Genomic DNA, 20,546 nt, shown 5'->3' on the forward strand with positions numbered 1-20,546 from the left:
CGATCGGCCCACTTAACGGTGGGCTTTCTTCATCTGATACATTCGTTCATCTGCCAGTTTGGCGCGTATCGTCAGATCCCCTTCGCCAAGCTCTGACAAACCATAAGAAAAGTGGATGTCTCGTTTAGCGCACATGGTGTGTAACGCGTCCATCACCAACAACGTACGTTTGGGCTGCAACAGCAAAATAAATTCATCCCCACCAACACGAAAAGCATACTCGTCATCTTTGGTTGCTTTGGTGAGTAGTTGGGAAAACTGGATGATCAGCTCATCTCCTGCATCGTGTCCTTGTGTATCATTGACTACTTTGAGGTCATTGAGATCAATGTAAACCAAATTGAGCTGTTCTTGGCTAAATCGCTCCAAATAGCGGCGATTGTATAACCCTGTTAAGGAATCTCGATGGATTTCATGATCTTTGGCTTTGATCAGTCTATCAATTCCAAAGGCAATGCTCGCCACAGCCACCAACATTCCCCCTTGTTCAATGATGTTATCCAATACTTCGTGCCGATTACTCCAATCTGCCAGCCAGTCCACTTCGGTCAATACATCGTACAATGCGACGAATAAGATAAGATTCACACCAACCGTAATGGAGCGCGTCGATGTAATCGAGCGGCTGATCGCCGCACGGATATACACCAGAACCGAGAAATAGGCAGATTCGGTCAGCACATCAATAGGATGCTCGACATAAAAGAAAGGGGTAACACTGGTCAGATTCAGGCAAAGAAAAGCGATAAGAGCGAGGTACGCTGCTCGTCTGGAAACATTGATGTGATTTTTAGATGTCATCTATCATCGCTCTTAGCAAGATCATGGCTCTTACTTAAGCATAGACGCTAACAGGGACGCCAACCGTCCAATTGCACCAGAGGTGACGCTAAAATTTGGGAGCACTAACAACAAAAATGGCCAGAGCGCAAACTCCAGCCATTCTATTCATCTAACGCATCTCGCCGTTATCAGCTCTTTGCAGCGATGATCTTACGAACCGACGCAAGATCCTCTGGCGTATCAACACCCGCTGGAGGTGCTTCTTTGGCTAACTCGACATGGATTTTTTCACCATACCAAAGTACTCGCAGTTGCTCGAGACACTCTATTTTCTCTAAGCTACTTGGTTGCCAATTAACGTAGGTATTAATGAAACCTGCACGGTAAGCGTAGATACCGATGTGGCGCATCAGAGAGTGCTCTGTGAGTACTTCACCACGAGCAAAAGCGTCACGATCCCAAGGAATCGTCGCGCGACTGAAATAAAGCGCATAGCCTTCTTTGTCTGTCACCACTTTAACTGCATTCGGGTTAAAAACTTCTTCTTCTGAAGTTATCGCCACCCCTAATGTGGCCATTGGTGCAGAGCTTGCTGCCAGATTTTCTGCGACTTGGCGAATGATGCTAGGTGGGATTAACGGCTCATCGCCTTGAACATTCACCACAATGTGATCGTCAGCGATGCCCATTAACTGGACCACTTCCGCCAAACGCTCGGTGCCAGATTCATGGTTTGGCGAGGTCATGCACACCTTACCACCAAACACAGCAACGGCATCAGCGACACGTTGATCATCGGTGGCAATAATCACATCTTGCGCGCCCGCCTGAATCGCTTGTTCATACACCCACTGCACCATGGGCTTACCAGCAATATCTGCCAGCGGTTTGCCCGGTAAACGGGTCGATTGGTAACGCGCTGGGATAACAACGGTAAATGACATTAGCGCCCCTCGTCCATTCCCATGCTGCGAGCTTCCGGCTCCAGCAAAACAGGAATACCTTCTTTAATTGGATAAGCCAAGCGATCGAGCTTGCAAATCAATTCTTGATTTTCTTTATCAAAAGTCAGTTTACCTTTGCACACTGGGCACGCGACAATCTCAAGCAGTCGATGATCCATATTCTTTTACTACCTCTGTTATTCTTTGCAATATTCTTTGCTGATCGTGTGACGAAAACTGAGCAGAGACGGGTAAATACCACCAATTATTTTGTGCGAAACGACGACACTTTACCGCGTCCTTTTCCGTCATGATGACATTTTTTCCCTGTTCGGCCAGCTTCGCGATGGCTTCTGGGTCGAAGTCTTGATGATCGGCAAAACCTTGGCTGACCACGATGTCAGCCCCTAATTGTTCTAGCGTTTTAAAAAAACGTGGAGGATGTCCAATACCAGCAAAAGCGACCAAAGACACCAATTCATTCACCGCGACTTTCTCACCCGTCATCAAATTAACCGCCATATCTGGCATCAAGCTCATCGCGATTTCACCTTGGTGGGCATCCCCACCATTGGTGATAATAAAATCCACGTTTTGCAAACGGGACGTTGGCTCGCGCAGTGGGCCGAGCGGGATCAACTGTTGATTACCAAATCGACGTTGACCATCCACAACCACCACTTCGATGTCTCTTTGCAGCGCGTAATGCTGTAGCCCATCATCTGTAACAATGATGTTGGCCCCAAGTTCTATCAAGCGCTTTACTGCATTGGGGCGAATGGGGTCAACCGCGACCAAAGCGCCGGTTCGTTCAAATATCAGTTTAGGTTCGTCACCACAGTGAGAGGTTAAACTCTCAGAATCCACCACCATCGGATACGCTGGCGCTTTTGCACCATAGCCACGAGAGACCACACCCGGCTTAAAGCCAAGCTGTTGCAGTTTTTCAACTAACCAAATGACAACCGGAGTTTTGCCATTGCCTCCAGCGGTAATATTACCGACCACGATGACAGGTATACTCGCTTGAAAAGACGCTTTTTCACCACGCTGATACGCTGCTTTCTGATGACGGCTAATCGCACCAAACAACAGCGATAATGGCCACAACAGTGGCCATAGAAGATATTTTATGGGATGGTTTTCAAACCAGATCTTTTCAATCACTACCCTTCACCAAACTGGATGCGATGCAATTGCGCGTAAGCGCCATCTTTTTCGATAAGTTCAGCGTGCGAGCCTCGTTCAACAACGGCACCATCGTCAATCACTAAGATTTGATCGGCCTTTTCAATGGTTGAAAGGCGGTGAGCAATCACTAACACAGTCTTGTTCTTTTGCAACTCATCCAATGCCGATTGGATAGCACGTTCTGATTCGGTATCCAGTGCAGAGGTCGCTTCGTCAAGAATCAGTACTGGAGCATCACGTAACAAGGCACGAGCAATCGCAACACGCTGACGCTGTCCACCCGATAGACTGGCGCCGTTTTCACCGACCATGGTGTCGAGTCCATTTTCCATCTTCGAAATGAACTCCATCGCGTGTGCTAACTCTGCAGCGCGTTCAATGTCTTCGCGGCTATATTTATCACCCGCGGCGTAAGCGATATTGTTGGCAATGGTGTCGTTAAATAGGTGCACATTTTGCGATACCAGCGCAAATTGTGTACGTAAGTTTTTCAACTCATAGTCACGAATATCCACACCATCGAGCTGAATTTCACCTGAATCCACATCATAGAAACGAGTAAACAAGTTAGCGATGGTACTCTTACCTGAGCCTGATCGCCCAACCAATGCCACTGTTTTCCCTCGCGGAATGTCAAAAGAGACATGCGACAAAGCAGGTTTTTCTGCACCTTCGTAGGTAAAGGAGATGTCTTTGACATTAACCTCACCTTTTGCTCGCGCAACACTGTGTGTACCGGTATTTTTCTCTGGCTCTAAATCTACCAAAGCAAATAGGGTTTGTGCCGCCGCCATACCACGTTGGAACTGCGATGTAACATTGGTCAACGCTTTAAGTGGGCGCATTAGACCAAACATCGCGGAGAAAACCACGGTAAAGGTACCTGGGGTCAGTTGATCTTTAATAGTATCGACACTGGCCAAATACAAAACCACGACGATGGCAATAGAAGCGATCATTTGAATGATAGGGTTAGCCGCAGCTTGGGCGGTGATAAGCTTCATACTTTGTTGGCGCATTTGGTTGCTGACTACATCAAAGCGAGATTTTTCTACCTCTTGCCCTCCGTAGCTCAATACGACTTTATGGCCTTTAAGCATCTGCTCAGCAGAACTTGTGACAATGCCCATCGTAGTCTGCATATTTTTAGAGATTTTTCTAAAGCGCTTGGAAACAAAGCCAATTGCCCAAGCGACAACAGGTGCCACTAAAATGAGTACCAAAGAAAGCTGCCAGCTGTTATAAAACATCAAAACCAACAGGCCGATAATACTCGTTCCTTCTCGAACAATGCTAACCAATGCTTGGCTCGTTGCCGATGAAACCTGCTCGGAATCGTAAGTGATGCGAGAGAGTAAGCTGCCAGATTTTTCTTTATCAAAGTAGGAAACAGGCATCTGCATGTAGTGATTAAATACCATGCGACGTACTTGCATTACGACATTGCCAGAAACCCAGCTCAAGCAGTAAGTAGAAACAAAGCTACTGATACCTCGAATGAACATCAAACCAAAAACAAGGAGAGGCAGAGTGCGGAGAAAATCAGATTCAGCGCTGCCAAAACCTTCATCTAAAAGCGGTTTTAGTAAAGAGACCATGTAGGTATCTGAAACTGCATTGATGATCAATGCCACAACGGCAACGGTCAATCCTGATTTGTACAGTCGGATAAAAGTCCACAAGCGTTTAAAGGTACGCCAAGTCGATTCATCGGTATTAATTGACATAAATGAATGATTCTTTTTCTTCAAGTAGGCCGCTATTCTACTTGGTTACGCAGCATCTGCCTATACCAAGCGTTGAAAGTGTCGCGTCTTGAGACGATTTGCCAGCGTCTCTGTTCCACATACAAAGTTATCTGGCCCAGCTCGCCGGTATCAAACCACTGCGTACGATGTCGTCGATAAGTCTCGACCACTTGCGGTTGTGGCATCCCCCACTGATTTCCTTTTGCCAACGAGGCGATTGCCGCGTCTGCTTGGACCGCGTTCACAAAAGGCTCAATCGACGAAGTTCGACTGCCATGATGCGGCACCAATACCACATCGCTGTTTAACTGTTCAGGTTCACGAATCAGGATCCACTCAGCCAAAGCGTCAATATCACCAGTCATCAAAAATGAAAACTGATTTTCCTCATCCTCCATACGAATCACACAGGAGTGTGGATTGTAGGCACGAGTCACTTGCTTTGGTGGCCAAAGCACAGTCATTTTAAGCCCTTGCCACTCAAAGTCCTGACCTTTAATACAAGGAAAGTCACTCAAGTAATGACTACTCCTTACCCACTGTGGGCGCATGTTTTGCTGCAAATAGGGCAAGCCACCTGCATGATCGTCATCTTGATGACTGATGATCACCCCATCCAGGCTTCTACTACCCCGACTCAATAAAATAGGCTCGATCACTTGCTGCGCAATACTACCACCATGCCAAGACTTTCCGGTGTCATAAAGCAGTGTTTTACCGTCTTTCTCAATCAATACGGCGAGCCCATGGCCAACATCCAAAACGTCAATTCGAGTGCGAGAAAGAGGCTGGTTCAAGAGTGAAGTAATGCTGAGCAAAATGATCAGAACGGCAGAGAATTGCCAGCGAATAACATGTCGAAGCATCACAGCGAGCGCGCACAACGCGACCAACAACACCTGAAAAGAAGACAGCCCCCACCAGCCTAAATGGGCGTAAGGCATCGCGAAAGTTAATGGCCATAAACTAAAATCCGCCAACTGCCATAGCATGCTGGCCACAGGCATCATATCCAGTGCCGTCAGCACGAGTGCAACAAATATGACAGGCACCACCACCAAGCTAAACCAAGGGATAAACAGAAAGTTGTACAGCCAGGCGGCTAAACTCAGACCGGAAAAGAAGTAAGCAGTCACAGGTGCGAGATAGAGCAGTAGCATACCTTGGATGCAAAATACGCTTTTCATTTTGCCAATCCAAGTGGAAGACGATTCATGGAGATCAACCACCAGAAAGACGCAACTGACAGCAAGAAAAGAGAGCCAGAGACTGGCAGAAAGAGCAGAAAATGGCGACATCGCTAGGCAAAAGGCCAGTGCCAACAGCAAGACTGTCCAGCGCCCAACTTGCCTCGACGTAAACGAGAACAACGCCACTAACGTGACAAAGACGATCGCTCTTTGCGTTGGCAGAGTAAAACCCGCCAGCCACGCATAGCTCCAACTGAGACTTAATCCAATAGCCAACGGCAGCCAAACGAGAGTAAGCCGTCCAAAACGCAACCAATGCCCTAGCCAGTAACCGATGCCAAAAGCCATACCAATGTGCAACCCTGAGATGGAAAGCAGATGTATCAAACCACTTTGCTTGAGTTGCTGCCATTGTTCGTCGGTAATGTCGTCGCGAATACCAAAGCTTAGGCCAAGCAAATAACCGGTATGATCGCTACGAACCAGGAGCTGCTGCGCTTTTTCGATCAGCGCTTGTCGCTCTCCGCTCACCGAGAGGAAACGCCAAGAGCGAGAATCATCGATAGTTGCACGTCCAACGATGCCTTGACTGACAGCAAAACGTTCAGCATCAAACCCTGCTTCATTGAGTAACCCATAGACACGTTTTAGCGTAACGTGCGCTACGATTTGATCCCCCTGACCAAGAGGAATGGGTGAGATCAAACGCACTTTGGGTCGCAAGGGCCACATTAAATGACTATTATTTATTGCTGTGATACTAACAACACCTTCATAACCGTGACTTATTTGCTTAAAAGGGCTGTCAACGGCGCCATTTATGGTAATATTCTCCCCTGCCTGAAATAGGGTCTTTACTTGCCATTGCATAAGGTTACCAGCCGAAATGGCAATCAAAAGTGCGATGGTCATCCCCAGCAAGTAACGACACGTTTTACGCACAATAATGATAAAGATGGCAACAACAATTAGCATTAACCAAGGCCAGGAAGGCATAAGCGGCCAGTAGCTTGCCGAAATAAGGGTTGCTGAAAAAGAAGCCAATAACCAATTGTTACCTAAGAGAGTCATGTTGTCCCATGCCTAGAAAGCTAATTAAACGCTTTATGCCTGACCATGAAGTAATCAAACGCCAAAAAGCGCTGAAAGTGTTCGGCAATGTTTTATACAACCCTAATCTATGGTGTTTGAATCGTCGCTCCGCTGCAGGTGCGTTTGCCGTGGGTTTGTTTATGGCGTTTGTCCCTCTGCCGAGCCAGATGATCATGTCTGCTGGGCTAGCCATTTTTCTTGGCGTGAATTTGCCACTGTCAGTCGCTCTCGTGTGGGTAAGTAACCCAGTCACCATGCCCGTGCTGTTCTACTTTGCGTATAAGCTCGGCGCCTTCGTAATGAACGTGCCGCCTCAGCCATTTCACTTTGAGCTCTCTTGGGATTTCATCCTCGACCAAATGAGCACCATTGGTCCTCCATTTTTATTGGGTTGCGCCATTTGTGGTGTTTTTTCTGCTATCGTCGGCTACTTTGGTATACGAGGTTTGTGGCGTTATTCCGTGGTGAGAAGTTGGCAAAAGCGTCAAACAAGATAACGCTCTTCTCCCTACATTGCAGAGAGTAAATGTGGTTTTCCGATATAGGCGCCACTTCCATTGCAACATCGGGTAATCAAAGTTTGATTTATTCCATGGACCAAGAAAAAAACACCAAGGTTGCCAATCGCTAACCGGACACCTAAAACAAAAGGACCATTATGGTCCTTTTGTTTGTCTATCATTCCGTAATCGGCTATTTACTGCTCAGCACCGCGGCTGGTTTAAGCTTTGCAGCCCTTGCCGCCGGGTACCAAGTGGCGACAATACTCAGAACAATGGCCGTGCCAGACACCAATAAAACATCGTCTAAACGCAGTTGAGAAGGCAAAAAATCGACAAAGTAAATGTCACCGGATAAAAACTGATGACCAATCACTCGCTCAAGGCCCTTAATGAGAGTGGTGAGATTCAGCGCTACGAAGACACCGACGACACTGCCAAGCACGCTGCCAAACACACCAGAAAACACCCCTTGCCAAACAAAGATACGTTTAATCAAACCATCGCCAGCCCCCATGGTGCGTAAAATGGCAATTTCGCTCGCACGATCTTTCACCGCCATCATTAAGGTGGAAACAATGTTAAAGCACGCCACGCCAATCACTAGCACCATGACTAAGTACATGATGGTTCTGACTAATTGAATGTCTCGATACAAAAAGCCAAACTGCTGTTGCCAGCTACGAAGGTAGACATAAACGTCAATCTGTCGCCCGACTTCTCGCACAATCGCTTGCGCATTAAGCACATCATTGGTTTTCAGCGCAATGCCAGTGACACCTTCACCCAGATGATTGTATTGCTGAGCATCAGCCATCGGCAACAACACCAGATTATGATCAATTTGACCATTGAGTGTCAGCATACCCGCCACCTTGACTCGAACGCGTTTAGGCGCTTGAACTTGAGTGCTTTCACCGGTTTGAGGAATCAACAAGGTGACATAATCTCCGACGTCCACCCCCAACTCGTTTGCCACGCCTCGCCCGACAATGACCTGATTTTGCCCTGGTAGAAACTGGCTCCACGCCTGCTGATCAATAAATTGAGACATGGTTGAGACCGCTTGTTCAAAATCCGGTTCGACCCCTCTCACTTCCACCGCTTTGAGCTTGTTGCCCCGCTCGACCAAACCAGTAAATTTGACATATGGAGCCGCGGCCACCACTTTGGGATTGGCCACTGCTTGAGCCATCACCGATTGCCAATTTTCAACCGGTGCACGAACGCCTTCCAGCTCCGCGTGTGGAATGACCGACAGCACACGAGATTGCAACTCGCGCTCAAAGCCATTCATTGCTGATAGACCAATAATGATCACCGCCACACCCACCGCAATACCGATGGTCGAGGAGAGTGAAATGAACGACACCATTTTGTTACGTTGTTTGGCTTGGCTAAAACGGCGACCAATCAAGAGCGCCAAGGAAGAAATCATCGATGGCCTCCTACTGATTGTTTGGCGATAAAACGCCATCTTGCATGTAAAGGATTCTATCCATTTTTGCCGCGAGCTCGTTATCGTGTGTCACCACTAAAAACGCCGTGCCGGATTCGCGATTGAGCTCGCGCATCAAATCGTAAATCTGCAACGCGGTTTTATGATCTAAGTTGCCCGTAGGCTCATCTGCCAACACCAAAGCAGGCTTATTGACCAATGCCCGCGCAATTGCGACACGTTGACGTTCGCCACCAGACAACTCTGACGGACGATGATGCATACGATGTTGCAAACCCACTTTTTCCAACAATGCCTCGGCGGCTAACTTCGCTTGCTTCGGACTTTCCCCACCAATCAGTAGCGGCATTGCCACGTTTTCCACAGCGGTAAAATCCGCCAGTAGATGATGAAATTGATAGATAAAACCGAGATGCTGATTGCGCACTTGAGCTTGCTTATTACCGCTTAACGCAGACAGCTGATAATCGAGAAACGCGACCTCACCTTGAGTGGCATCATCAAGCGCACCTAAAATATGCAGCAGAGTACTTTTGCCTGACCCCGATGTACCGACAATCGCTACCAACTCGCCTTGCTCTAGCTCGAAATCAACCCCTTTGAGGACTTCCGTTTCAAACTCCCCTTCTCGATAGATTTTGCTAACTTGGTGACATTGTAAAAGCTTATTCATATCTGAGGGCCTCAGCAGGTTTAACAGAAGATGCACGGTAAGAAGGGTAAAGCGTCGCCAACAGGCTCAATAAAACGGCTAACACAACCACAGCGACAATTTGAAATGGTTGAATCAGCACAGGCAAGCTACCACCAAAGGTGAACAAAGCAACCCCTGCGCTTTCGAGAATAGTATTGAGATTTTGCGATAAGAGCACGCCAGCGGCTCCACCGAAGAGCGAGCCAATAATGCCGCTGCTGGCACCTTGCACCATAAAGATGGCCATAATGCCAAAGCTGTTCATACCCTGAGTTTTTAAGATCGCGACTTCAGATTGTTTCTCCATCACCACCATGATCAGCGCTGAAATGATATTAAACGCCGCCACGGCAACAATGAGTCCAAGCATCAAGCCCATCATGTTCTTTTCCATTTTTACCGCTTGGAAAAGCTCTCCACGTTGCGCACGCCAATCACTCCATTGCCAACCGTCAGGCAGTGGCCTATTGGCCGCCTCGGTCACTTGGAAGGGATCATCAAAATAGAGTCGCCAGCCAGAAATGGTATTTGACGGAAGACGCAATAAACGCCCCGCGTCTTCAATGTGCGTCACCATCAACTGGCCATCGATATCCGAACCGGTATTAAACATCCCTGCAACGGTAAAATTTCGTTGGCTTGGAATGCGGCCTAATGGCGTAAACTGGCTGGCACTGGTCACCATCAAACGGACTTTGTCACCCATTGAGACATTTAATGATCGTGCTAAAGAGTGGCCGAGAAATACTTGATACTTGCCTGCTTCCAACTGGCTTAAGCGGCCAGCAATGAGGTGGTTTTCAATCGGATCGTCTGCCGAAGGCTCAATACCGATCAAGTAACCCACAGAAAGTTGTGAAGGGCTTTGAATCACCGCTTCACTGCGTACCAAAGGTGTGGGAGACAAGGCACTCACAAACTCAGGCGGCGTGGTGTGTGGCGTTTTTCCACCATCCATCGACACCACCGCTTGCGGCAACACACCCAAAATGCGCTCTTTCAGTTGCGCCTCAAAGCCGTTCATCACCGATAACACCGTGACCAATGACATCACGCCAACCGTGATGCCAGCTGTCGACATATAGGAGACAAATCGGCTAAACCTGTCACCGGAGCGTCCGCGCAGGTATCTCAATCCAATAAATATAGAGACAGGATGAAACATTCTAAAAACCGTCAATAAGTTCAGCGGGCTAATGTAACCAGAAAACTGGCACGAATATAGCTAAAATATTTCATATGTCTGAGATTTAACAGCAAATTTGCCATTTACGTGTTACAGAACGTATAGGGCTCTCGGTTTAAAAAACGAATTTGCGAAAATCACGGTGTGCGAAATAACATCGCTTGCCAAGCGTCGCCAGTTGGCGATAATCAACAGCTTGTAGATTCTTATTTAGAATCCCATCGGCAAAAAGGGAATAACAGCATGACAGAACAAGAGTTTTTTACCGTAAATTCAACGCTGACGATCAACGTTGAGCTGTTACCTGAACACGATTTGCTGCCTTCCCTAGAGGCCTTTGAAGCGGAAATTCCCGCCCCTTTTATTGTGGCGAGTGAATTTAGCCAATTAGATCAGTTAGCCGAAAGCGCACGACTTGAACTGAAAAATAGCGATCTCAAAAACGTCATCAACCTGCTGGATGCGCAAAATTCGAAACTCAATCTGCTATTGAGCTTTATGCTATCGCAGCAAGACCAAGAAAACCTTCGCTTCAAAACCACCCGTTTTGGTGCCAGTCAGGTTTCCTTTTTGTCCACCGACACTATGCCGATTGGCCGCTCCACTCGCGTGAAACTGTTTCTTGAAAGCCCGGCTGCGGCTATTTATTGCTACGCGCAAGTCGCCAGTTGCGAAGCCAAAGATCAACAATATGAAGTGACCATGAAATACATATTGCTTCGCGATTCAGACCAAGACCTATTAATCAAAGCGGCCTTACACCAACAACAACGTCTATTGCGTCAACGTTCGCTAGAAAGAGACACCAAATAACATTCGATTATGACTTATCAACCGATTTTACAAGTCTCCACGCCCAAAGGGGCGGGAGACAAAAAACACTTAGGCCAACTGCCTGGCGCCTCACTGGCCCTTTCTGTGGCCGAACTGGCAAATGCCCATGCCAACCACACGGTTCTCATTGTTCCAGACCCTCAAACCGCGCTGAAGTTGCAAAGCGAGATAGAGCAGTTTTACACCGCCCACGTGACGATTTTCCCCGATTGGGAAACGCTGCCATACGATAACTTCTCTCCTCATCAAGAGATCATTTCCGATCGTATTGCCACGCTCTATCAGCTTCCCTCTCAGACCAACGGCATTACCATTGTGCCAGTGAGCACGTTGCTACAACGTCAATCTCCACGCGATTTTCTGCTGCAACATACCTTGATGGTCAATGTTGGTGATCGCTACTCGCTCGAAAAATTGCGTTTGCAGTTGGATAATTCTGGCTACCGCCACGTTGACCAAGTGTTTGGGCCCGGAGAATACGCCAGCCGCGGTTCGATTCTTGATCTCTTTCCGATGGGCAGTCGTGACCCCTACCGTATCGATTTCTTTGATGACGAAATCGACACCATTCGCACGTTCGACCCTGAGAATCAACGTTCAATTGAAGAGATCCAACAGATCCGCCTACTGCCTGCGCACGAGTTCCCAACCACCGAGGCGGCCATAGAAGAGTTTCGTATCCGTTGGCGCAGCCAATTTGATGCCCGTCGCGAGCCAGAATCAGTTTATATGCAGGTGAGCAAAGGCGTCTGGCCTGCGGGGATTGAATACTGGCAGCCCCTTTTCTTTGAACAAACAGAAACGCTGTTTGACTACATCAATCGAGACTCGCAACTGCTGGTGTTGGGGGATATCGAACCCACTATCGATCATTTCCTAAAGGATGTGGATTACCGCTACGATCAGAAGAAAGTCGACCCGCTGCGCCCACTGCTGAAACCAGAGCAACTTTGGCTTAAAAAAGATGAACTGTATGCGCATCTGAAAAATTTTGGCCAAACTTGGCTGTGCGTTGACGCCATCGACGAAAAATCCGGGCGTTCCAACCAGCCATTGAGTCCACTGCCAACTCTCGCGGTGCAACAGCAAAATAAAGAGCCATTAGCTCAGTTGCGTCAGTTTAGTGAAAGTTTCTCAGGCAAAATCATCTTTTCCGTTGAATCGGAAGGCCGTCGTGAAGCGCTCAGTGAGTTGCTACAAGGCGTTAAGCTCAAGCCACACGCTTGTGCCTCACTCAGTGAAGCCCTTGCACATAACCATAAATTCACTTTGGTTATTGGCGCCAGTGAGCACGGTTTTATTCACAACACGCTGAACTTCGCCTTTGTTTGTGAAAGCGATTTGCTTGGCGATCGCGTTATCCAACGTCGCAAAAAAGACAAGCGCAACGTCAACAGCGATACCGTGATTCGTCATCTGGCGGAGCTGAAACCAGGACAACCAGTGGTACACATCGATCACGGTATTGGCCGTTACATTGGTTTAGAAACGCTTGAGGCGGGCGGCATCAAAGCTGAATACGTGATGCTCGAGTACCAAAACGAAGCTAAGCTCTACGTGCCCGTCGCTTCCCTTAACTTAATCAGTCGATACTCTGGCGGCGCAGAAGAGAGTGCGCCGATTCACAAACTGGGGAGCGATGCTTGGACCAGAGCGCGTCGCAAAGCCGCTGAGAAAGTGCGAGACGTTGCCGCTGAGCTTTTGGACGTTTATGCCAAACGTGAACTCAAACCGGGTTACAAATTTGTTTTGGATCGTGGCCAATACGCGACCTTCAAATCGGGTTTCCCATTTGAAGAGACTGATGACCAATCGATGGCCATTAACGCGGTGCTGTCTGACATGTGTCAAGCCAAAGCCATGGACCGCTTAGTGTGTGGTGATGTAGGTTTTGGTAAAACCGAAGTCGCCATGCGCGCGGCGTTTGTTGCGACCGATAACGACAAACAAGTGGCGGTTTTGGTCCCGACCACCCTACTTGCTCAACAGCATTTCGAAAATTTCCGTGACCGTTTTGCCAACCTGCCAATTCGCGTCGAAGTGCTTTCGCGCTTTAAGTCGGCAAAAGAGCAAAAGCAGATCATGGAAGATGTGGCTAACGGCAAGGTCGATATCTTAGTGGGCACGCACAAACTGCTCTCTTCCGACCTAAAGTTCAGTGATCTTGGATTGTTGATCGTCGATGAAGAGCATCGCTTTGGTGTGCGCCAAAAAGAGAAAGTGAAAGCAATGAGAGCCGATGTCGACATTCTCACTCTCACGGCCACCCCAATTCCACGTACGCTCAACATGGCGATGAGTGGCATGCGCGATTTGTCGATCATTGCCACCCCACCCGCTCGCCGCTTAGCCATCAAAACATTTGTTCGCGAAAATGACGATGCGGTGGTCCGCGAAGCGATTCTGCGTGAAATCATGCGTGGTGGACAAGTGTACTTCTTACACAACCAAGTCGAAACCATTGAGAAAGTCGCAGAAGACCTGACTAAACTTGTGCCAGAAGCACGCGTCACCATCGCTCACGGTCAAATGAGAGAACGCGAGTTGGAACGTGTGATGAACGATTTCTACCATCAGCGCTTTAACTTATTGGTCTGTACCACCATCATCGAGACGGGCATCGATGTGCCAACCGCCAACACCATCATCATGGATCGCGCAGACAATCTCGGGCTTGCTCAGTTACACCAGCTCCGTGGGCGTGTGGGTCGCTCGCACCATCAAGCGTACGCGTACTTGCTCACGCCGCACCCGAAATCCATGACCAAAGATGCCATTAAACGCCTTGATGCCATCGCTTCTTTGGAAGATCTGGGGGCTGGTTTCACTCTCGCCACGCACGATTTAGAAATTCGCGGTGCAGGTGAGTTGCTAGGTGACGAGCAAAGTGGTCAAATTCAATCGATTGGCTTTACGCTGTATATGGAGATGCTTGAGCAAGCCGTGCAAGCATTGAAAGAAGGCAAAGAACCCGCGCTGGATGATCTACTTCGCGAGCAAACTGAGGTGGAAATTCGTATCCCTGCCTTGCTGCCAGACGATTATATTCCAGACGTCAACACACGCTTGTCGATGTACAAGCGAGTGGCCAGTGTGGCCGATTTAGAAGAGCTAAACGAAGTCAAAGTCGAGCTCATCGACCGATTCGGCTTACTGCCAGAAGCGGCGAAAAATCTTCTTGCCATCGCAGAGCTCAAACTGAGTGCCCACCGAATCAAGGCGAAGAAGATCGAGGCTCACGACAAAGGTGGATTTATCGAGTTTTATCCACACGCTGACATAAACCCAGCGTATTTGGTTAGACTACTGCAATCTCAGCCGAAAAAATTTGCAATGGAAGGTCCAACTAAGTTTAAGTTTAGCGTACCATTGACGGACAGACGCCAACGTATTCAGTTTATCCAAGATTTGCTGAATGAGTTTAACCAGAATTTATTACCAGTGAGCTAGTTATTCCATGAGATTTCTCATTCCTCTGTTACTACTCTGTGTTTCAATGCCTTCTTGGGCACAGAGACAATTTGATGTTGAAGTGATCATCTTTAAACGCGCCGTAGATGCAGAGCAAACTAATGAGTCCTGGCCAAATCAATTGCCAGAGATCACCATGACTTATGCCGGCGATTTTCAGGATGCCCAGTTCCGCCAGAGCAAAGGGGTTTCTATGCTGCCTTACTCTAGCTACCAACTGTTATCGCAGAAAGAAGCACTAGAGAAGCATGCCGGCTTCCAAGTGTTGCTGCACAAAGCGTGGCGTCAAGGTGACCGAGGAAAAGGTTCAGCGCCGATCTTCCGTATTCGCGCAGGGAAAGACTACTCAAAAGAGTACAACCCAGACGGTTCTGAAAAACAGGCCGCTGTGCAAGCACCGTTAGATGGCATTACAGAAGTGAGCATCGACAACCCTCTTTACGAGTTAGACGGCACGCTACAGGTTTATGTTCAGCATTATCTTTTCATCGAAACCGCGTTGGATCTAAAAGAGCCAAGCGTGCGTGAAGTTACGCTAGAGGCCACACCGCTTGAAGAAAATGCCGAACAGTTAGGCCAAGTTGATGGCAACGTCCAACTAGGCAACTTAACCGAAGTAACACCAACGGTGACGGTTGAGCAGTTCTTAAAGAGCTATCGAATGGATCAAAAACGTCGTATGCGTAGCGGTGAAACTCACTACCTTGACCATCCACTACTTGGAATGGTGATTCAAGTTCGTCGTGTAGAATAACCTCTACCGCCCTTTGGTCATAAGCCCTCGACTGTGTCGGGGGCTTTGTTTTTCTCAACCAATTCACAAAGTCATCATTTATACTTTACTCAAATGCTTATAACGGAATTGCCATGAGTCCCGATTTCCATATCGTAACCCAACGAGTGACCTTACGTTTAATCGAAGCAGAGCGTGCGAGTGAGTTGGCGAGGTTAATTCGTCGTTCAACCTCTCTCCATCAATGGATCGATTGGTGTCACCCGAATTACAGCGAAAAAGAAGCGCAAAGCTTTCTTCTGATGACACGTTTGAACTGGGTAAAAGCCGATGCGTATGGGTTTGGCATATTTCTCAAAGGCAGTGACGAGCTGGTTGGCATGGTGGCCATCAATGAGCTTTACCATACCTTCAACATGGCCAGTCTCGGCTATTGGATCGCTGATGTTCATCAGCGCCAAGGGCTAGCCAAAGAAGCCATGTGGGCACTGGCGGAGTTTTGCTTTGCCAAACTCAAACTAACCCGATTGGAAATTGTGTGCGCGCTTGATAACCAAGCTAGCCAGAAACTGATTGAATCTTGTCATGCAAAACAAGAGACCATCGCCCGTAATCGCTTTGTTTTTCACGACAAACCACAAGATGGTGTGGTCTATTCATTGATTCCCCAAGATATGCATTAACGCCGACACGAACGGGAAAATATCAGCCAGTAAAAAAGGAGCTCGTTCGCTCCTTTTTAGTCAGTTCGTTACTTCGTATTTCAATTAGTGAAGTTTCAAGTTTGGACGTAGTACACGGTTGATTCGGCCAACCAGCATCATCAAACCCGTTTTGAAAATACCGTGTAGCGCCATTTGATGCATGCGGTACAGCGAAATATACACAACGCGCGCGATACGGCCTTCTACCATCATTGAGCCTTTGGTCAAGTTGCCCATTAAGCTACCCACGGTAGAGAAGCGGCTAAGTGAAACCAATGAACCATGATCTTTATACACGTAATCTTTGAGCTCACGGCCATTGAGTTTTGCGATGATGTTACTAAAGGCATGGCTCGCCATTTGGTGCGCCGCTTGCGCGCGTGGCGGCACAAACTTGCCATCCGCTTGAGTACACTGAGCCAAATCACCGATCACGAAAATATCGTCATCGCACGTGGTTTGCAGCGTATTTTTCACTACAAGCTGGTTAATGCGGTTGGTTTCCAAGCCCGCAATGTCTTTCATGAAATCAGGCGCTTTGATACCAGCCGCCCAAACCATGATTTGTGCAGGGATCTTCTCTCCATCTTTAGTGGTCAATCCATCCGCTTCAGCCTTTGTCACCATGGTTGCGGTACGCACATTCACCCCGAGCTTCACCAATTCACTGTGTGCAGCGGAGGAAATGCGCGGTGGCAATGCAGGAAGAATTCGTTCGCCCGCTTCGACAAGATTGACATTCAGTTTACTTGAATCGAGATCGCCAAAACCGTAAGTGCGCAGCTCTTTAATGGCGTTGTGCAATTCCGCAGAAAGCTCAACGCCCGTCGCGCCTGCGCCAACAATGGCAATATCGACAGTGCCGTGACCATTTTTCGCGTGCAGTTTAAGAAACTGATTGTTCATTTCATGACGGAAACGGTGCGCCTGCTCTGGGCTATCAAGGAAGATACAGTGCTCACGTACACCTGGGGTGTTGAAGTCATTTGATGTTGAGCCAATCGCGAGAACCAATAGATCGTATTCGAGCTCACGGCTTGGCATCAATAGCTCGCCGTGCTCGTCTTTTAATTCACTTAGAATCACAACCTTACGTTCACGGTCGATGTTCTCTAGGCTGCCCATTTGGAAATCGAAACAGTGGTTTTTGGCATGAGCACGGTAGCTTAGCGCATCAACCCCTTCATCAAGAGAGCCTGTCGCCACTTCATGCAACAATGGCTTCCATAAATGGCTCGCCTTGCGATCCACTAGGGTGATTTGAGCACGTCTTTTACGACCTAATGTGCGACCTAATTTGGTTGCCAACTCTAGGCCACCAGCACCGCCACCAACAACGATAATTCGTGTCACAGTGATAATCCTCTACAAAATAATAAAAAGGGTTCTGCACGACAGGTCATTCGGTGTTATCACCGGTAACGCGTCCTACAGAGAAATCTTGTGCTTGTGAACGTTCTGTTCAGGGTTATCAAAGGGCATTTAACGTTTGGATAAAAGCGTATTGGAGATCGCCTCGACAATACGAATTGGGCAAGTTTTTTTACTCGCTCTCAATTTTTTTTGATATTTATCAAATTATTTTATAGTGGTTCATTATATAGCGCGAAATCACAACCGCAACAAAAATCCTTACTGCCCATACGGAATGGTGATGTTTTCTACTGCTCTCACCTAAAAACAAAGCATCGACATCGCACGGCGCTTTTGTAGCCCATTTAGCAGATAAAGAAAAAGCACCTATCGCTAGGTGCTTGGTGTGTCGGATTTAGAGGTCCAAATGAGGCGATAAAAACGCTCAGTTGTTTTCTTTAAATGCTTTCATCTTCTGCAAGTGCTGAGATATCTTTTTGAATTTATGGGTTTCTTTGTCATCCCACACCACTTCGTAGTAATTCTCAAGCGCTTGTGCTGTTTTGCTGTTGTCGTGGATTTCATCATCGCGTGACAAGATCACTAAACAGCGACCTTTGTTCTTCATACGAAATTGTTCGACACATTTGGTTGCAATATCTTCATACTCTTCCGGACGGTCAATGCGGCCTGCCATGTTGTTTTCTGGATGAAGATTCGGGTTAAAAATGACTTGCTTGATACCGCAAAGAAAACCGATGCGCTCGGACCAAAAACCACCGAGACCAACGCCACAAATAATCGGTTCAGGATCATTTGATTGTTCAATCGCTTTATGCACTTCTTTTAACAAGTGCTGCATATCGTGTTTCGGATGAAGCGTGCTGTAGTTAATGAAACGCACGTCTGGATCGATAAACTGCAGTTGCAATACTTTTTCGTGGTTACCTGGGCTTGTTGAGTCGAAACCGTGAAGGTAGATAATCATGTGTACCTCTCCCTAACTATTCTTGGTACTTATCCCAAGTGACTTCAAGATACCTTCGCAAACAGCAACACAGTGTGGGCAACGGGCGATAACACGCAGCGCAAACAGTGCATCTTGGAGTGACTTGATTAATGCTTTCAATCTACCACGAATTACAAGGGTTTAAAGTGCGAACTTGTCTCAACCGTGCAAACAGTGATCCTCATGGCATAATGAGTGAAGCATTTTTTKGGCAGTGAGCAAATATTCATCATCACCCCAGATTTTGTGTGCAAGTAGATACCACAACATGGCCATCATAGTCGTTCTTGGTTGCCATGCTTTAACCCCCTCAATCCACACCTCAACCTCGTCAATCTCGCGAAGTTGGCAGTAACGGCAGACCATTTCGAACCAATCTTCACCGGAGAGCTGAATGGTCAGGGTTAAATCCAAGCGAGGATCCGCCAATGCCGCGTATTCCCAATCGATCACTTTTACCCCGTCCGGCCCTTTCACCATGTTGTATCCACCTAAATCGAAATGACAAAGGGCAACAGGCAGTGGGGTGACAGATGGAGCGCTGCGCCACTGTTGGTAGAGGTTCTCGTATTCGCTGCCCAGATACTTCCCTTCTAATTGCATCCAATAATGATCTACTCGAGCGGTATAACTAAACGGCGCCAAAGGTAGGGTGTGAGCATCAAACTGATGAATTTTGATCGCGGTTTTAAGTAAGGTGTCGGGCGCAACCCCATCACGCATCGTCTCACCTTCTAGCCATTCCACTAAGACGCCATGCTCATTGACCAGCACAGGCTTTGGGCCGAGCTTTAAATCGGCAATGGCATTGAGAATTTGGTATTCACTGTAGCGAGAGATAGAAAAGGCCTGACAAACTTTGCTTGCCGGCCTCCAAACGTAAGATTTGCCTGCGTGATCGTTGATTTTCCAACATCGGTTGGTTAAACCGCCAGTCACCGTTTGTACCTGCATGGGTGCTGGTACAAAAAAGTCACCTACCGCGTTTAAACTCGGATCCAGTTGTTTTGCCTGTTGCCAAGAAAACCATGCCATAGATGACCTCACATTATTTATAGTCCTAACAAGCTCTTAGACTGCTGCTTACGGATTTCAGTTTCATCCGCCCACTCAATTAAACCGGTTTCCAGATCCATTAAGCGCATGGTCATTTTGTAGTACACGTCTTTGTCGCTGCCGTCGTTTTTCACGATGCTCGACAAATTACCGTATAACATGTACTGAGCGCCGACCATTTTACCAAACTGAATCGCGGTAGATTGGTTCACAAGCTCATCATTGTTTTGGAAGTTCAGTTGTTCACGTACCGCTTCTACACGATCCATGTCGACAAAACGGAACTTACCTGAGTTAAGCATTTTGGTTGAAATGGTGTCAGTGATGGATTCCGTATCAATATGCTCACTGGTTTTGTTTTTAATGCGCTCAACAAACACAATTGGGCGACTGTCGCGCGTAATCGCTGCCACAGAGCCAGACATCATCATGCTATCCACCATTTGACCTGCGATGGTTTGTAAGTCCGTCGAACCAAAGTCGATGGTGGTGGTTTCAGTAGCTTGCGCATCACCATAAGAAACTCGGTTAGAACAACCACCCAGTAAAACAGCTAAGCCTAGTAAGGCGACAACACCTTTATTCATTTTTAGTCCTCA

General features: G+C 47.6%; 18 protein-coding genes. 5 read left to right on the forward strand and 13 right to left on the reverse strand.

Going from position 1 to position 20,546, the window contains the following annotated elements; genetic code table 11:
* Positions 1–12: 12 nt before the first annotated feature.
* From CIK04_RS20740 to CIK04_RS20765, 6 genes are all read right to left on the reverse strand, one after another.
* Positions 13–801, reverse strand: coding sequence for a diguanylate cyclase (locus CIK04_RS20740; protein WP_017422018.1), 789 nt, complete (start codon positions 799–801; stop codon positions 13–15).
* A gap of 170 nt (positions 802–971) precedes the next feature.
* The gene (gene kdsB / locus CIK04_RS20745; protein ID WP_017790162.1) at positions 972–1,727 is read right to left on the reverse strand and encodes a 3-deoxy-manno-octulosonate cytidylyltransferase; all 756 of its coding nucleotides are present in this window, start codon (positions 1,725–1,727) and stop codon (positions 972–974) included.
* Positions 1,727–1,906, reverse strand: coding sequence for a Trm112 family protein (locus tag CIK04_RS20750; protein WP_011079973.1), 180 nt, complete (start codon positions 1,904–1,906; stop codon positions 1,727–1,729). Before CIK04_RS20750 ends, kdsB begins: the two co-directional genes overlap by 1 nt.
* Positions 1,887–2,894 carry a tetraacyldisaccharide 4'-kinase gene (gene lpxK, locus CIK04_RS20755; RefSeq protein WP_097352823.1) on the reverse strand — a complete coding sequence of 336 codons (1,008 nt, stop codon included), beginning with the start codon at positions 2,892–2,894 and terminating at the stop codon, positions 1,887–1,889. Before lpxK ends, CIK04_RS20750 begins: the two co-directional genes overlap by 20 nt.
* Positions 2,894–4,645, reverse strand: coding sequence for a lipid A ABC transporter ATP-binding protein/permease MsbA (msbA, locus tag CIK04_RS20760; RefSeq protein ID WP_097352822.1), 1,752 nt, complete (start codon positions 4,643–4,645; stop codon positions 2,894–2,896). Before msbA ends, lpxK begins: the two co-directional genes overlap by 1 nt.
* A 32-nt stretch (positions 4,646–4,677) precedes the next feature.
* Positions 4,678–6,927, reverse strand: coding sequence for a DNA internalization-related competence protein ComEC/Rec2 (locus CIK04_RS20765; protein WP_097352821.1), 2,250 nt, complete (start codon positions 6,925–6,927; stop codon positions 4,678–4,680).
* A gap of 8 nt (positions 6,928–6,935) precedes the next feature.
* Between CIK04_RS20765 and CIK04_RS20770 the strand changes: the two genes are divergently transcribed.
* Positions 6,936–7,445, forward strand: coding sequence for a DUF2062 domain-containing protein (locus CIK04_RS20770; RefSeq protein WP_026050611.1), 510 nt, complete (start codon positions 6,936–6,938; stop codon positions 7,443–7,445).
* A 196-nt stretch (positions 7,446–7,641) separates the two neighbouring features.
* Here CIK04_RS20770 and lolE read toward each other — a convergent pair whose 3' ends face one another.
* From lolE to lolC, 3 genes are read right to left on the reverse strand one after another with little or no spacing between them, the layout of a single operon-like run.
* Positions 7,642–8,886, reverse strand: a complete 1,245-nt coding sequence (gene lolE / locus CIK04_RS20775; RefSeq protein WP_039545863.1) for a lipoprotein-releasing ABC transporter permease subunit LolE — start codon at positions 8,884–8,886, stop codon at positions 7,642–7,644.
* Positions 8,887–8,896: 10 nt separating this feature from the next.
* Positions 8,897–9,580 (reverse strand): lipoprotein-releasing ABC transporter ATP-binding protein LolD, encoded by a 684-nt coding sequence (gene lolD, locus CIK04_RS20780; RefSeq protein ID WP_038969895.1) that lies wholly within the window; start codon positions 9,578–9,580, stop codon positions 8,897–8,899.
* Positions 9,573–10,766: a lipoprotein-releasing ABC transporter permease subunit LolC gene (gene lolC, locus CIK04_RS20785; RefSeq protein ID WP_097352820.1), complete on the reverse strand. Its 1,194-nt coding sequence runs from the start codon at positions 10,764–10,766 to the stop codon at positions 9,573–9,575. The genes lolD and lolC overlap by 8 nt, the downstream gene beginning before the upstream one ends.
* A 264-nt stretch (positions 10,767–11,030) precedes the next feature.
* Here lolC and CIK04_RS20790 point away from each other — a divergent pair, with 264 nt between their 5' ends.
* The 4 genes from CIK04_RS20790 to CIK04_RS20805 all read left to right on the forward strand — a co-directional run bounded on the left by CIK04_RS20790 (position 11,031) and on the right by CIK04_RS20805 (position 16,508).
* Positions 11,031–11,600: a PilZ domain-containing protein gene (locus CIK04_RS20790; protein ID WP_176463394.1), complete on the forward strand. Its 570-nt coding sequence runs from the start codon at positions 11,031–11,033 to the stop codon at positions 11,598–11,600.
* Positions 11,601–11,609: 9 nt separating this feature from the next.
* A complete protein-coding gene (mfd, locus tag CIK04_RS20795) occupies positions 11,610–15,071 on the forward strand; it encodes a transcription-repair coupling factor (protein WP_097352818.1) in 3,462 nt (1,153 codons plus the stop codon).
* Between the two features lie 7 nt (positions 15,072–15,078).
* Positions 15,079–15,846 (forward strand): peptidoglycan binding protein CsiV, encoded by a 768-nt coding sequence (locus CIK04_RS20800; protein ID WP_017422029.1) that lies wholly within the window; start codon positions 15,079–15,081, stop codon positions 15,844–15,846.
* Positions 15,847–15,959: 113 nt separating this feature from the next.
* Positions 15,960–16,508 carry a GNAT family N-acetyltransferase gene (locus tag CIK04_RS20805; RefSeq protein WP_017422030.1) on the forward strand — a complete coding sequence of 183 codons (549 nt, stop codon included), beginning with the start codon at positions 15,960–15,962 and terminating at the stop codon, positions 16,506–16,508.
* An 84-nt stretch (positions 16,509–16,592) separates the two neighbouring features.
* On the opposite strand, the gene CIK04_RS20810 is transcribed toward CIK04_RS20805, so the two are convergent.
* From CIK04_RS20810 to lpoB, 4 genes are all read right to left on the reverse strand, one after another.
* Positions 16,593–17,882 carry an NAD(P)/FAD-dependent oxidoreductase gene (locus CIK04_RS20810; RefSeq protein WP_097352817.1) on the reverse strand — a complete coding sequence of 430 codons (1,290 nt, stop codon included), beginning with the start codon at positions 17,880–17,882 and terminating at the stop codon, positions 16,593–16,595.
* A gap of 445 nt (positions 17,883–18,327) precedes the next feature.
* Complete coding sequence (gene ycfP / locus CIK04_RS20815) at positions 18,328–18,870, reverse strand: alpha/beta hydrolase YcfP (protein ID WP_038939822.1); 543 nt, start codon at positions 18,868–18,870, stop codon at positions 18,328–18,330.
* A gap of 180 nt (positions 18,871–19,050) precedes the next feature.
* Positions 19,051–19,926: a thiamine kinase gene (gene thiK, locus CIK04_RS20820; RefSeq protein ID WP_176463395.1), complete on the reverse strand. Its 876-nt coding sequence runs from the start codon at positions 19,924–19,926 to the stop codon at positions 19,051–19,053.
* Positions 19,927–19,943: 17 nt separating this feature from the next.
* Positions 19,944–20,534: a penicillin-binding protein activator LpoB gene (gene lpoB, locus CIK04_RS20825; RefSeq protein WP_011079958.1), complete on the reverse strand. Its 591-nt coding sequence runs from the start codon at positions 20,532–20,534 to the stop codon at positions 19,944–19,946.
* Positions 20,535–20,546: the final 12 nt, after the last annotated feature.

This window comes from Vibrio sp. 03_296 (genome assembly GCF_002265885.1).